This is a genomic window from Pseudomonas sp. PDM17, from assembly GCF_014851985.1.
In the GTDB taxonomy this organism is placed as follows: Bacteria; Pseudomonadota; Gammaproteobacteria; order Pseudomonadales; family Pseudomonadaceae; genus Pseudomonas.
Genome location: NZ_JACVAT010000002.1, coordinates 386,348 through 399,814 on the forward strand (window position 1 = coordinate 386,348; position 13,467 = coordinate 399,814).

The window sequence follows — 13,467 nt, forward strand, 5'->3', positions numbered from 1 at the left end:
CTTCCAAGGAGCGATGGGATGGGGCGTTGGATCAGCGCAAGGCTCAGCTTGATGCTGGTGGTATTGGGATTGGCCTGTGCGGTTACAGCCAGGGCCGAACCTGCGTCAGGCTCCGATGTAACCGAGGGCGTTGCCGCAGACCCCGTGGAGCTGAAGATTGCCAACCGCAGCATCGTCGTGTTCCGCGCGACGTTGCTGGGCGAGACGCCAGCGGGCCGACAGCAACGGGCCAAGGCAGTCATCGAGGATGTGCTGCAAGGGACTGACGACCTGCAGGTCAGCACTGCGCCCATCCTCCACAGCTACATGGTACTGCTGGGAGGGCGGCGCGCCTTTATCGTTTCACCACAGGACGTCGATTCGCCGGAGGGCTCTGTGCAGGAGGCCGCAGCAAGAGCTGCCGCGAACCTCAAGGTGGTGGTGGAGGAAACCGGCCAGGCGCGCAATCTTCGATTCCTGCTCAAGGCCCTGGGATACTCTGCGGTTGCCACCGTCCTGTACGTGTTGCTGCTGAGGCTGGTGCATTTCCTCAGACGCAAGGTGCGTGGCCGGCTACCTCAACTGATGCGCGAGCGGGCCCGGCAGATCAGGGTGGGGCAACTGCAGCTGTTCGACATGCAGTATCTCTACTACCTGGCGGATCGGCTGATCTGGCTGTTCTGTTGGGCCGTCGTGTTTCTGCTGAGTTACGAGTGGCTCAGCTACGTGCTGTCGCAGTTCCCCTATACCCGGCCCTGGGGGGAAAGCCTCGACGTCTACCTGTTCCGGCTGCTGGATTACCTGCTCAGCGGGATCGTCAGTGCGATACCGGGCATAGCGGTCGCCGTGATGATCTTCTTCATCGCCAAGGGCATCAGCGGATTCAGCAAAAGGTTGCTGGAGCGCCTGTCCCGGCCTGGCACGATTCGCTGGTTGACCGAAGAGACCCTGCAGCCCACCACGCGCCTGACTTCGCTGGCCATCTGGTTGTTCGCCGTCGTCATGGCGTATCCGTACCTTCCCGGTTCGGGTACCGAGGCGTTCAAGGGGCTGTCGGTGCTCGTGGGCCTGATGATCTCGCTGGGGGCCTCCAGCGTCGTGGGGCAGGCTGCTTCCGGTCTGATCCTGACCTACTCGCGGACCCTGCGTGCCGGAGAGTTCGTGCGCATTGGCGACCATGAGGGCACGGTGACGGAAGTCGGTATGTTCAACACCACTATCCGCACCGGCCTCGGAGAGGTGCTGACACTGCCGAACTCGATGATCACCGGATCGGTCACCAAGAACTACTCGCGGATAGTGCAGGGCCAGGGTTACGTCGTCGACACCGTGGTCACCATCGGCTACGACACCCCCTGGCGGCAGGTGGAAGCGATGCTCATCGAGGCTGCCCGGCGTACGGATGGCATCTTGCAGGTCCCGCCGCCTTACGTGTTCCAGACGGCCCTGTCGGACTTCTATCCCGAATACCGACTGGTCGCCCAGGCCATCCCCAGCGAGCCGCGCCCGCGGGCACAATTGCTGAGCATGCTGCATGCCCACATCCAGGACGTGTTCAACGAATACGGTGTACAGATCATGTCGCCGCACTACCTGGGTGACCCTGACGTGGAAAAGGTGGTGTCACGTGAAAACTGGTATGCAGCGCCCGCAAAGCGCCCTGAGGCTGACTAGGGGAAGGCCAGTTTTCGATCGTCAGCGGTCGTCGTGGCAGAGACCGGGGAGACGGGAGATTGCCGTATTGATCACCCACCCTCTGCGGACTCTGAGCTGGCTCCGGTCCTGGCCGATAGCTGCCGGCAGTCAGCGGCAGCCCTGGCCTGAAGCAGCCTGCCGCATCGGACAGTCACCCAGCCGGGTGATGGCCGATGCGATGCAGTGCGCGACGCGGTTCAGTCCGAAGACTGAGCCTCGGTGGCAGCGGTGGCAGCGGTGGTATCAGTGGTATCGGCGGCGGCGGGAGTGCGGTTTTTCAGCTTCTCGCGATTGCGGCGCTCCTGGCTGCGTTGCCGGGAAGCCTGCTGCTTCGCGTGCAGCGCCTGGGCGGCGGTCACGGTGCCGACGGGCTGGCCGTTCAGGTCCAGGCGCGGTGCGTTCTCCACCATGCTGGCCCAGTATCGGGTGCCCTTGCACCAGGCCGCGACGCCCAGTTTGAGCTGCTCGCTGCTGATACCCAGTTGCGCCAGGTGTTGCTCGGCATCCTTGAGAATTCCCTCCTTGAGCGGAACCTTGGGTGCCGGATTCACCGGGAAGGCCAACGGAAAATGCCGCTGCAAGCGCCAGATCGCTTCCAGTGCAGGATCCTGCTCACGAGGTTTCTCCTGCGGTGAGGACTTCGGCTTGCGGCGCTTCTCGTTAGCGGCCTTGGCCTGCTCTTTTTCTGCCCGCAGGCGGTCACGTAGCCCAGCTAGTTGTTCAAAACCCATCGTTCAATTCACAGCTTCGAGGTTGATTGCGTGGTGCAAGGTTATTCCATACAGCTCTCGGGATCACCTGTATCAGCACAAATCGTCGCTGTTTTCGTCGGCAAAGGGCGAAGTCGCAGCCGACAGAGGCTCTGCACAAAGCCTTCCGGAGGGCCGAGTGGCTGATCCTGAAACCGTCGCCGGGTGCAGATGAATCTCTACATGGCCTTGCTGGGCGCGGGTCGATGCACTGGGTGTTCCTGGTGGCGTGCCTGGTCAGCGCGGTGGCCTTCGCGCTGTCGTGGTTGCTGCAAGAGGTGCCGCTATGCAAGGCCTGAGCTTGCTCGGAAGAGGCAGCGCTGCTGACTACTGTCCCGCATTCAGACGAAGGGCTGCGCTCTGCCGGCGCAGGTAGACAAATGCCAGGACGAAGGGGACCACGGCAAGGAAGGCGCAAGCCAGGAAGGGGAGCGAAAGGTGGTTCAACGCCGGGGTGAGGCTCAAATCCATGCTTTGCATGATGTAGGGGAGTGTACCGAGGATGCCGCATGCGACGGTCCCGGAAACGGCGCTGACCGCATAAAGCAGAAGAATCAGCCATTGCCCTGGACTGCCTTTCTCGGCGGGTTTCAGCAGCAGGAGTGCGTAGGCGAACGAGATCAGCGAAAGGCCCACGAGCAACATCGTCAAGGGCAGGCTGTTGGGGTAATGCTTGACCCCGTTCAGCAGATTGAACGCACCTGACAGTGCGCTGATGACGGAAACCGCAAACATGACCGCGAGATTGACGCTCCGCATGACGCTTCCTTGTGTGTGGCGATAAGCGCGTGAAACGAACGGACCGTGCCGGGCGTCCGTGCCGGGTGTCGCTGCAGTCCCTTGAGCAATCCCCACCAGCGCTGGCCTGTCGGCAAACCGGGGGAGCGGCTGGTTGCGTGCAGCTTACGAAGACACCGGCAACCTGTCCATTGGGCAGCCGGCCTGGGCCTCACTGATCGCCGAGGCCCATTTCCGCAGAGCACTTGCCTTGCGATCGCGCATAGCGACTTTGCCCAGGCGCCAATAGCCTTGGTGCGGGCGCTGGCATATAGTCGCGCCCCCCAGCGAAGCCGCCAGCTCCCATCGGGCCTGCATCCGGCTACGCAACCACTCAAGGCGCGAGGAGCACGCCAGTCATGAAAACAGAACAGGGCATCCTGCGGCTTTCCATCATCGTTACCGTCCTGCTGGCCGGTTTCGGGATCATCGTCGGCCTGCTTTCGGGATCCTTCTCCATCGTCTTCGACGGCGTCTATTCCCTGGCCGATGCCAGCATGAGCGGCCTGGCGCTGATGGTGGCCACCCTGATCCGCCGCCATACCACCGAGGGCGACGCCAGCCGGCGCCTGGCCGAGCGGTTCAACATGGGCTTCTGGCACCTGGAACCCATGGTGCTGGCGCTCAACGGCACGCTGCTGTCGGGCGTCACGCTGTACGCGCTGATCAACGCCATCGGCCGGTTGCTGACGGGCGGCCATGCGCTGGAGTTCGGTTTCGCCATCCTCTACGCGGCAGTTGCCACGCTGGTCTGTTTCGCCCTGGCGGCGGTGCAGTTCCGCGCCAACAAACGCATCGGCTCGGACTTCGTCGCCCTCGACGCGAAGTCCTGGGTGATGTCCGGCAGCATTTCCCTGGCCTTGCTGATCGCCTTCCTGGTCGGTGATGTGGCCACCGTGAGCGGCTACGCGCACATCGGCCCTTATGTCGACCCGGCGGTGCTGGCGCTGATCTGCCTGGTGATTCTGCCGATTCCCTTCCTGACCATCCGCCAGGCCTTCAAGGACATCCTCCTGGTCACCCCGCCGGAGCTCAAGGAGCACGTCGACGAGGTGGCCGCGGCTGTCGTCTCGCAGCATGGTTTCCTGGCGTACCAGGCCTACGTCGCCAAGGTCGGGCGAGCGCAGCAGATCGAGCTGTATTTCATCGTTCCGCCGGACTGGCCGGCGCAGACGCTCGCCGAATGGGACAGGCTGCGCGACGAGATCGGCGAGGCCATCGGCGGTGAAGGCCCCAATCGCTGGCTGACCATCGCCTTCACCACTGACCCGCTCTGGACCCGCTGAGCGGTATTGGGGCCGGGGATTGCCGCCACTCGCGCGGCGATCGCCTCATTGCCTCTGCATCCGGTACGCGCCGGGCGTGGCGCCATACCAGCGGCGGAAGGCGCGGATGAAGCTGGACTGTTCATCGAAGCCGAGCCGGTCGGCGATCTCGGCGATGGTGCTGGCGGTGGCTTGCAGCAGGTCCACCGCCAGCAGGCGTCGGTGTTCCTCGATGATGCGGCTGTAGGTCCAGCCATCGCGCTGCAATGCGCGGTGCAGAGTGCGTGGCGTCATGTGCAAGCGAGCCGCTACTTCATCCAGCCCCGGATTGTCCGCCAGCCTGTGCAGGACCTCGGCGCACACGCGCTCAAGCTCCGAGCCGGTTTCGGTCTGCGCGGCGTACTCGCGCAATGACAGCTTCAGCGCCTCATGGATGGCCGGGCTGCCCCCATCGCGTGGCTCCTGCAAGGCGGCGAGGTCAAGGAGCATTTCGTCCCGGCAGGAGGAGAACACCACCGGTGCCCGGATGACCTGCAACCAGGGCCGCGGATCGGACGGCTCCGGGCGCCGCAGGCGCACTTCGCGCAATGCCGGCAATGCGCCGGGAGCGCTGCGCAGGTGGCGCAGTTGGCGAACCATCCAGTAGTCCACTTCAGGAAGGGCCAGCTGATAATCGTTGACGGGCCGAAGAGTCAGTCGCAGGCAGTCGCCATCCTGTTCGAGCCGCTGCTCGAAATGTGCGGCGACCAGCGGCCAGAAATGCAGCATCTGCTGTAACGCCGAATAGCGATCCGGCATCAGCTGCATCAGATAGGCCAGACCCTGCATCTGCACCGGGTCCAGTTGCCGGGCCAGCTCCAGGCCGATGGCCGGATCGGCGCTTTGCTCCAGTGCCACTTCCCAGAAGCGCCGCGCGAGAAACAGTGGCAGGCGCAGATTGCCCACACGCAAGGCCGCAGGGTCGACACCCCACGCCGGGAAGAAATGCGCCAGGTCCACGCCCTGGTCCTCCAGCCCCTGTACCCACGACAGGATGATGGAGCCGCATAAGGCCCCCCTATGTCGGTGCTCGGGAAAACTATTTGTCCCTTCCAGACTATCTGCCGACACCGCGCTGCTCCCATCTTGCCCACGGGCTGCGGTCACTCCGCGCCCGGGACTGGAATTTAGTGGGCGCCTCTGTCGCCGGCAACTCCCCCGAGTCCCTCGACCTGCCAACTACAACAACTACAGGTACGTCTCAGCATGAATCACCTTCTGCATGCCCGGGGAATCGCACGCCCCAGCCTGCTGGCGCTATGCATCGGCGCCGCCATCAGCCCAGGCGCCCACGGCGTCACCTGGCAGCTCAACGATGACTGGAGCGCCACCTCCAATACCACGCTCAGCCTCGGCACCAGCTGGGCTCTGGACGCTCCCGACAAGCATCTGCTGACCGCGGCCGACGCGCGCAGCATCGGCCGCGAGGGCAGCGGCATCAACTACAACGGCGACGACGGCAAGCTCAACTACCGCCGCAACGAGACAATCTCAACGCTGTTCAAGGGCCTGACCGACCTGGATGTGCAGGACGGCAACCAGGGCGTGTTCCTGCGCTTCAAGTACTGGTACGACCAGGCGATGGAGGAGGGCAATGGCGACTTCCAGCGGTTCGACGATTCCGGCTGGCAGGATCTGGCCAGATTCAAGGGTTTCGAGAACCTCGATGCCTACGTCTGGAAGGACTTCCAGGTTGCCGATCGCAAGCTGGGTGTGAAGGTCGGCAAGCAGGTACTCAGCTGGGGCGAGGCGCTGTTCCTGCAGAACGGCATCAACGCCATCAACCCTCTGGATGCGTCGGCTTTCAACCGTCCCGGCGTCGAACTCAAGGAGGGCCAGCTGCCGGTGGAGATGGTCAGCTTCAACTACGACCTCGCGGACTCGCTCAGCCTGGAGGGCTTCTGGCAGTACAACTTCCGCCCGACGGTGCTGGATGGCTGCGGCACCTTCTTCAGCAGCAATGACAACATCGCCGAAGGCTGCCAGGTCGATTACATGGTCTCCGGCGGCACCGGAACCACCGGCCAGGCGCTGGCCCAGGGGCGCTACCTGCAGCGCACCAGCACCGACTACCCCAGCGATACCGGCCAGTATGGCCTGGCCATGCACTACGTGATCGAAGCGCTCAACGACGCGGACCTGGGTGTCTACTACGCCAACTACCACAGCCGTACCCCGCTGATTAACGGGGTGATCGCCCGCAAAGGGCCAGTATCGGCCTCACGCACCAACCTCAATACCGGTGACTACTTCACCGTCTACCCCGAAGACATCCATATGTTCGGCTTGAGCATGAGCGGCGTAGCGGGCACCACCGCGCTGTTCGGCGAACTCAGCTACCGGCCGAACATGCCGCTGGGCTACAACCCTGCGGACCTGGTGGCACTGCTCTCCGGGCAGGCCAATACGCCGATCCTGCCGATGACCGCCGCCGAGCTCGGCGCCGCCAGGGGCGATGAAGTGCAGGGCTACGTGCGCTTGCCAGTCTGGCAGTTCAGCCTTGGCGCCACCGACACGGTGAACAATGTCCTGGGCGCTACTCGCCTGGCCTGGGCAGGAGAGGCAGGGGCCAACCTGATCCAGGGCATCGGTGATGATCGACTGGGCCGAGCCGGCTCGTTCGGACGTACGCCGCCCACCAATGGCGTGCAGTGCAGTGCTGCCTCCGCAGCCGGTATTCCCGGTGGTGTGACGGCCGCGCAGCTGGCCGACTACAACGCCGACAACTGCAACACCGACGGGTTGATGAGTCACTTCTCCTGGGGCTATCGCCTGCGCCTGGCGCTGAACTACGAGGACCTGCTTCCGGCGACGGTGGTTACACCCTCGATCAACTGGCGCCACGACGTGCAGGGCTACGGCCCGAACTTCCAGGAAGGCCAGCAGGCGGCAGGACTCGCCCTGACCTTCGACTACCGCAACAACTACTCGCTGGAGCTGGCCTACAACAGCTTCTTCGGCTCCAACGAGTTCTCCACTGTCGATGACCGTGACTTCGCCTCTGTCACCCTGAAAGCGAGCTTCTAGCCATGCGCCCACTTCTTTGCAAACTTTCCCTGGCTGTCGCTCTCGTAGCCGCTTGCGGCCTGGCGCAAGCCAAGCAGACCGACGCCGCATTGCTCGACGGCAAGCTCACTCCGGTAGGCGCCGAACGCGCCGCGAACGCCGACGGCAGCATTCCTGCCTGGACTGGCGGCATGAAGGCCGGCGCCGCCGCCATTGCCAGCAATGGCGACTACAGCGACCCGTTTGCCAGCGAGCAGCCACTGTATGTGGTCAGCAAGGCCAATCTGGCGCAGTACAAGGACCTGCTCAGCCCCGGCCAGCAGGCCATGTTCGTCCGCTACCCCGACTACCGCATGCGTGTCTTCCCCAGTCACCGCAGCGCGGTCATTCCCCAGGCGTACCTGGACGAATCGCGCAAGAACCTCACCCAGACAGGCCTGGCAGACAACGGCAACGGCCTGACCAACTATCACTTCGGCGTTCCCTTCCCGGAACCCACCGAGGCGCTGGAAGTGCTGTGGAACCACATCACCCGCTACCGCGGTGGCTCGATCGCGCGTGACTTCTCCTCGGCCACCGTGCAGGCCAAGGGCGACTACACGCTGGTGACCTACCGGCAACTGGTGGGCTTCCGCGAGAAAATCAGCGACCTCGAGCCGGAAGCGAACCTGCTGTTCTACACCCGTGTGCAGACCAACAGCCCGTCACGTTATGCCGGCGAAGTGACGCTGGTACAGGAGCCGATCAACCAGGTCAGCACCCCGCGTGCAGCCTGGCAGTACAACCCCGGCCAGCGCCGCGTGCGTCGCGCGCCGACGGTGGCCTACGACAACAGCGCACGGTACAGCTTCGGCCAGGTGGTTTCCGACAGCGTCGATGGCTTCAATGGTGCGCCCGATCGCTACGACTGGAAGCTGATCGGCAAGCGCGAAATGCTGGTGGGCTACAACGCCTTCGGCCTCGCCAGCAAGCAGGTCGGCTATGACGAGATGCTCAAGCCGGGCTACATCAACCCGGACGTCAACCGTTACGAGAAGCACCGCGTGTGGGTCATCGAGGCCACCCTCAAACCGGGAGCCCGCCATGTCTACGGCAAGCGTCGCTTCTACATCGACGAAGACACCTGGCAGGTCATGGCCAGCGACATCTACGACAACCGTGGCGAGCTGTGGCGCAACTACGAGTCGTTCCTGACCATGTACCACGACCTGCAACTGCCGATGACCGCGGCCGAAGCCACCTATGACCTGATCTCCGGGATCTATGCGGTGAACTATCTGACCAACGCGATCGATCACCGTGCCGAGTTCGGCAAGGACGTGACGGAGGCCGAGTTCACCCCGGCCGAACTCAAGCGACTGGGCAAGTAAGCGCGGGCAGGGGCCGTGAGGCACGGCCCCTGCGAACCCTATCTCTGAGGATCAATCACAGATGCCATTCTCCAAGCGAACCCGAATCGGCCTGGGGCTGTCCGGTGCTGTGCTGTTAGCCACCGCTGGTGCCGGCTACAGCCTCTATCAACAAGCCCGCGCCACAGCCGAGGCCTACGCCTTTGGCTATCCGCTGGTGATCATGGAGCTGACCAAGCAATACCAGCTTGGTCGCGGCCAGACTTCGGTGAACCAACTTAATCACCGTCTGCGCTTCCCCGATTACCGTTTCAACAGCGTCGTCGCGCCGAACGTCGATACGCTCTATTCGCTGTCTCATCTGGACCTGCGATCGGGGCCGGTGGTGCTGAGTGTTCCCGACACGGACGGGTACTACTACATGATGCCGATCCTGGATGCCTGGACCAACGTGGTGGCCAGCCCCGGCACCCGTACCCAGGGCAGCAAGGCCGGGCGCTTCCTGATCGCCGGCCCGCACTGGCAGGGCACTCTGCCGGAGGGCATGCAGCTCATCCGGGTGCCCACGCAGATGGCATGGATCATCGGCCGCTTCAAGAGCCACGGCCCGAGCGACTACGCCGAGATCAACGCCCTGCAACGCCAGTTCGACCTGCGCCCGCTTGGACAGGAGCAGAACTCCGATGCTCCCGCGCAAGCCAGCGTGGCCATGGCCCATCTGCCAAGGCTGAGCGCCGACATTCCGCCGGACCAGCAACTGCAGACATGGACCCAGAATGAGTTCTTCTCGGCCTTCTGCCAGTTGCTCGCGGACAACCCGCCCAGTGGCATTGACGACGCGCAGATGCGCCGCATCAGGGATGCCGGTCTGATCAGTCAGGATTGTCAGCCGCATCAATCCGCCTGGCAGCGCCTGGGCAGTCGTTTCGGCTACCGCAAGGTCATCGACCTGATGGCGCATGCCGAGGAGTTGCGTGACAAGCTGCCCGCCGTCAACGGCTGGAGGGTCAGCTACGACATGGGGGCATACGCGGACCGTTATGCCCAGCGAGCGCTGGTGGCGAAAATGGGCCTGGGTGCCAACACGGCGGACGACGCGATCTATCCCAATACCCGTGCCGACAAGGATGGCCAGTTGCTCAGTGGACGGCATCGCTACCTGATCCACTTCGACAAGGCACAGCTGCCACCGGTGAAGGGCTTCTGGTCGCTCACGCTGTACAACCCCCAGTTGCTGCTCGCCGACAACCCGCTGAATCGCTATGCCGTCGGCGACCGTGACGACCTGCACTACAACGCCGACGGCTCGCTGGACCTGTACATCCAGCACGAAGCGCCCGAGCGCCCGGAGTTGCGCAACAACTGGCTGCCGGCGCCGGACAGCGAGTTCAGCCTGTTCCTGCGCCTCTACTGGCCGAAGCCCGAGGTCCTCCAGCGGGACTGGCAACCGCCGCTGGTGCAGCGGGAGTCCTGATTCATCGTGCGACCGCTCCTTTGTGCCCCGGCCCCCACCGGGGCTTTTTTTGCAGGGGAGGTTGAATGCGCTGCGCGCCGCGGCCATGCTCGTTTCAGAGCCACCGTCCGTCAGCCGATCATGAAGCGCACCTTCCCTGTCTCACTGCCGCCCAGCACACAGGCCACTGTCGTGCGCTGCATGGCAACCACCCTGGGCCAGCACTACGGGATCGACCCCATTCCGGTGCTCAGGCGCGCAGGGATCGATCCGGGCATCATGCAGGAGGTCGACGCACGCCTGCCCATCACCTCGCTCAGCCCTCTGTGGCTGCTCTGCGCAGAAGTGACTGGCGATGCGAACTTCGGCATCCGCGCGGCACGTTACCACCAGTCCGCCAACCTCTACGGGATGGACCTGGCGCTATACGCCTGCACAACGCTCGGCGAGGCTGTGCAGCGCCATGTGCAGCTGGTCAACCTGGCCAGCACCGTGGGCCAGCCGCTGTTGATACAGGACGAGCGGAGTGACTGGAGGATGGAGTTCCACCTCAATGGTGGTTACACGCCCACCGACATTGCCCGCGACTTCTACTGGCATTTCCACGTACGCATGTTCGAACGCCTGACGGGAAAGCCGGCTGCCACATTCATGCGCGGCATCGAGCTGGCCCGGACGAGCCCGGCGGACCGGCAGGAGTGGGACGCGCTGAATGTACGGGTCAGCTTCGATCAGCCGCTGAGCGCCTTTGTGTTCCACAATACTTCCTGGGATTTGCCTCTGCCGGGGGCCAACCCGCGCCTGCTTGCCCAGGTGGAACGCCCCATTCTGCAGTACCTGGCCCAGCACGGCATGCCGCTGCCGCTCAGCGCCCTGCGCGCGCGCCTGGCGGAATTGCTCACCGGCCCGAGTTCACTGGAGGAGCTGGCGGGGCATCTGGATATTGCCCGTGGGCAGCTCGAGACGGCCTTGCAGCAGCACGGCCTGAGCTTTACCCAGCTGCTTGACCAGACGCGGGAGGCGCAGGCGCTGCAGCTGCTACGCGATCCACAGTGGTCGATGGAGCAGATCGCCGAGCGAGTCGGCTTCAGCAGCACCAGCAGCCTGATCCGCGCCTTCCGCCGCTGGCAGGACTGCACGCCGCTGGCTTGGCGCAAGCGCTGGCTGTCGCAGGAGTCGGGGCGGATCTAGGCGCTGCCCCAGCGCTGGCGCGGCAACTCATAGCAGAGCCAGGATGCGGGCGTGCCGGAGAGGTCCAGGTCCGCTTGATAAGACAACCTCGCGCCCAGCTTGGCCGTGCCTTTCTGCGAGCGGATATTGCTCGGCGCGATGTGGAACCACACGCGCTCGAAATGCTGGAAGGCATGGCCGAGCATCAGCGTCTTCAGCTCGCGGTTGGTCGCGCCGCCCCAGTAGCGGTGGTTGATGAAGGTGAAGCCGATGCCGATGTCGGCCGGCTGGTCCGGCACCGGGTAGTAGCGCGAGCAGCCGATGGCCTCGCCCGTCTGCCGGTCGAGAATCAGCAGGCAACCGCCGGCCTGCACCAGGAACTGGAAGTAGGGCTCGAACACCTCGCGGCGGTAACGCTCGGTTGCCGGGTGGCCGGCCCAGGTCTCGGGAGAGTTGGCGGCTGCGTAGAGCGCGTCGAAATCATCGGCGCGCAGCGGGCGCAATTGCAGGGTGTGGCCGAGCAGGGTCGGCTGGTCATCGAAGGCGGTCATGCCGGGCTCCAGGGTGGCTGGAGCCCAGCTTAAGGGGGGAATGGTCCGTCGCCGAGTGCCAATCGCCAGTACTTCGACAGAGCCAATCCGTTGTCAGTCGGCGCAGATGCGGAGGATCGCCCGCGCCGCCGTTTCGGTGCCGCGCGAGGCCTGCATCTGCTCGCGCACGGTGCTCAGGCGTTGCGCCATGGCCTTGTCCGCGAGCAGTTCGGCAAGGGCGGCGGGCAGCGCCGCCAGCGGATCCTCGAAGCGCGGCAGGTAGCGCGCCACGCCGACTTCCTCGGCGCGCCGGGCATTGTCGTGGCCGTCCCAGCAGTAGGGGATGATCACCGACGGCAGGCCGAAATACAGCGCTTCGCAGAAGCTGTTGTTGCCGCCGTGGTGGATGAACAGCTGGCACTCGCGCAGCACCGCCGGCTGCGGATACCAGCTGTCGAGGTAGACGTTGTCCGGCACCGTGTCGTAGTGCTCGCGGTAGGCGCCGACGTTGATCAGGAAGCGGTAGGGCAGCTGCGCCACGGCGTCGATCAGCCGGCGCATCATCGCCACGTCGGCGGCGCCCAGGCTGCCGAAGCTCACGTAGATCAGCGGCGCGTCGTCATGCCGGGGGAACTGCGGCGGGATGTACGGCGCCTCGCTGCGCACGCAGCCATCGAGGTACAGGTAGCGCTCGGCCGGTAGCGGCTTCTCGCGCTCGTAGCGCACCGGCGTCGGCGACAGCAGCAGGTTGAGCCAGGGCGAGTCCTCGAGGAACTGGCCGGCGGGCAGGGCGGGGTGGCCGCACTCGGCGAGGAAGCGGGCGAAGCGCTCGTGTGCCGGCCTGGTCGCCTGCAGGTAGTGCTCGCGGTAAGTCGAGCAGGCCTGAGCATCGCTGCTGCTGGCGCCGGACAGGTAGGGCGGTACGGCGGCGTCGGGCAGCTCGGTTTCCGCGCAGGAGACCATGCGCACCCAGGGGCAGCCGGCGGCGGCGATGGCCGGGAAGCTGACCACGTTGTCCAGCACGATGGCGTCGGGCTTGAGCCGGGCGAGCAATTGCTGCAGCGGCTTTTCCGACTCGATGGCGGTGTCGATGATGGCTTCCCAGGCCGGCGCCACGTAGCTGTCGATCTGCGCCAGGGGCGGCTGGTCGAAGTACGGCACGTTGCGCTCGATGAAGCGCTCCCAGTAGTGCTGGTGGTCGGCGGCGGAGAGCGGCGAGTCCAGCTGCAGTGGGTACTCGGCGAAGCCGTACTCGGCGAAGATGCCCTGGAAGTGCGCATGGCAGATGAACACCGGGCGGGCGCCGAGCTCGCGCAGGGCCTGGGCGATGCCGATGCAGTTCAGCGCGGCGCCGAAGCTGGCCTCGGGGAAGAAGGCGATGGTTCTTGTTCTTTGCGTCATGGGCACATCCGGGTGTTGCTCACGGGCACTGCGTGAAACTGATACTGCATTTTT

11 protein-coding genes are annotated in these 13,467 nt (G+C 64.6%); 6 read left to right on the top strand and 5 right to left on the bottom strand.

What is annotated here, in order from left to right:
- Positions 1-18 precede the first annotated feature (18 nt).
- On the top strand, positions 19-1,653 hold the full coding sequence (locus IB256_RS07550; RefSeq protein WP_192294766.1) for a mechanosensitive ion channel domain-containing protein: 1,635 nt from the start codon (positions 19-21) through the stop codon (positions 1,651-1,653).
- 218 nt (positions 1,654-1,871) lie between these two features.
- On the opposite strand, the gene IB256_RS07555 is transcribed toward IB256_RS07550, so the two are convergent.
- The gene (locus IB256_RS07555; RefSeq protein ID WP_192294765.1) at positions 1,872-2,405 is read right to left on the bottom strand and encodes a ProQ/FinO family protein; all 534 of its coding nucleotides are present in this window, start codon (positions 2,403-2,405) and stop codon (positions 1,872-1,874) included.
- A 345-nt stretch (positions 2,406-2,750) separates the two neighbouring features.
- Complete coding sequence (locus tag IB256_RS07560; RefSeq protein ID WP_192401964.1) at positions 2,751-3,182, bottom strand: hypothetical protein; 432 nt, start codon at positions 3,180-3,182, stop codon at positions 2,751-2,753.
- 377 nt (positions 3,183-3,559) lie between these two features.
- Here IB256_RS07560 and IB256_RS07565 point away from each other — a divergent pair, with 377 nt between their 5' ends.
- Complete coding sequence (locus IB256_RS07565; RefSeq protein WP_081518274.1) at positions 3,560-4,486, top strand: cation diffusion facilitator family transporter; 927 nt, start codon at positions 3,560-3,562, stop codon at positions 4,484-4,486.
- A gap of 45 nt (positions 4,487-4,531) precedes the next feature.
- Here the strand turns inward: IB256_RS07565 and IB256_RS07570 are convergent, their stop codons facing one another.
- Positions 4,532-5,575: a helix-turn-helix transcriptional regulator gene (locus tag IB256_RS07570; RefSeq protein WP_192401966.1), complete on the bottom strand. Its 1,044-nt coding sequence runs from the start codon at positions 5,573-5,575 to the stop codon at positions 4,532-4,534.
- Positions 5,576-5,710: 135 nt separating this feature from the next.
- Here IB256_RS07570 and IB256_RS07575 point away from each other — a divergent pair, with 135 nt between their 5' ends.
- The 4 genes from IB256_RS07575 (at position 5,711) to IB256_RS07590 (ending at position 11,503) form a co-directional block, all read left to right on the top strand.
- The gene (locus IB256_RS07575; RefSeq protein ID WP_192210761.1) at positions 5,711-7,531 is read left to right on the top strand and encodes a DUF1302 domain-containing protein; all 1,821 of its coding nucleotides are present in this window, start codon (positions 5,711-5,713) and stop codon (positions 7,529-7,531) included.
- A 2-nt stretch (positions 7,532-7,533) separates the two neighbouring features.
- Positions 7,534-8,880 (top strand): DUF1329 domain-containing protein, encoded by a 1,347-nt coding sequence (locus tag IB256_RS07580; protein ID WP_192294760.1) that lies wholly within the window; start codon positions 7,534-7,536, stop codon positions 8,878-8,880.
- 61 nt (positions 8,881-8,941) lie between these two features.
- Complete coding sequence (locus IB256_RS07585; RefSeq protein ID WP_192294759.1) at positions 8,942-10,333, top strand: DUF1254 domain-containing protein; 1,392 nt, start codon at positions 8,942-8,944, stop codon at positions 10,331-10,333.
- Between the two features lie 180 nt (positions 10,334-10,513).
- Complete coding sequence (locus tag IB256_RS07590; RefSeq protein WP_192401968.1) at positions 10,514-11,503, top strand: AraC family transcriptional regulator; 990 nt, start codon at positions 10,514-10,516, stop codon at positions 11,501-11,503.
- Here IB256_RS07590 and IB256_RS07595 read toward each other — a convergent pair.
- Positions 11,500-12,033 (bottom strand): GNAT family N-acetyltransferase, encoded by a 534-nt coding sequence (locus IB256_RS07595; protein ID WP_192401970.1) that lies wholly within the window; start codon positions 12,031-12,033, stop codon positions 11,500-11,502. The two genes, IB256_RS07590 and IB256_RS07595, sit on opposite strands and share 4 nt — an antisense overlap.
- Before the next feature lie 93 nt (positions 12,034-12,126).
- Positions 12,127-13,413, bottom strand: coding sequence for a glycosyltransferase (locus IB256_RS07600; RefSeq protein WP_192401972.1), 1,287 nt, complete (start codon positions 13,411-13,413; stop codon positions 12,127-12,129).
- Positions 13,414-13,467 lie beyond the last annotated feature (54 nt).

Coding starts and splice junctions, on each gene's coding strand:
- IB256_RS07580 (WP_192294760.1), top strand. CDS start 7,534: ATGCGCCCACTTCTTTGCAAACTTTCCCTGGCTGTCGCTCTCGTAGCC.
- IB256_RS07575 (WP_192210761.1), top strand. CDS start 5,711: ATGAATCACCTTCTGCATGCCCGGGGAATCGCACGCCCCAGCCTGCTG.
- IB256_RS07555 (WP_192294765.1), bottom strand. CDS start 2,405: ATGGGTTTTGAACAACTAGCTGGGCTACGTGACCGCCTGCGGGCAGAA.
- IB256_RS07590 (WP_192401968.1), top strand. CDS start 10,514: ATGGCAACCACCCTGGGCCAGCACTACGGGATCGACCCCATTCCGGTG.
- IB256_RS07560 (WP_192401964.1), bottom strand. CDS start 3,182: ATGCGGAGCGTCAATCTCGCGGTCATGTTTGCGGTTTCCGTCATCAGC.
- IB256_RS07585 (WP_192294759.1), top strand. CDS start 8,942: ATGCCATTCTCCAAGCGAACCCGAATCGGCCTGGGGCTGTCCGGTGCT.
- IB256_RS07595 (WP_192401970.1), bottom strand. CDS start 12,033: ATGACCGCCTTCGATGACCAGCCGACCCTGCTCGGCCACACCCTGCAA.
- IB256_RS07600 (WP_192401972.1), bottom strand. CDS start 13,413: ATGACGCAAAGAACAAGAACCATCGCCTTCTTCCCCGAGGCCAGCTTC.
- IB256_RS07565 (WP_081518274.1), top strand. CDS start 3,560: ATGAAAACAGAACAGGGCATCCTGCGGCTTTCCATCATCGTTACCGTC.
- IB256_RS07550 (WP_192294766.1), top strand. CDS start 19: ATGGGGCGTTGGATCAGCGCAAGGCTCAGCTTGATGCTGGTGGTATTG.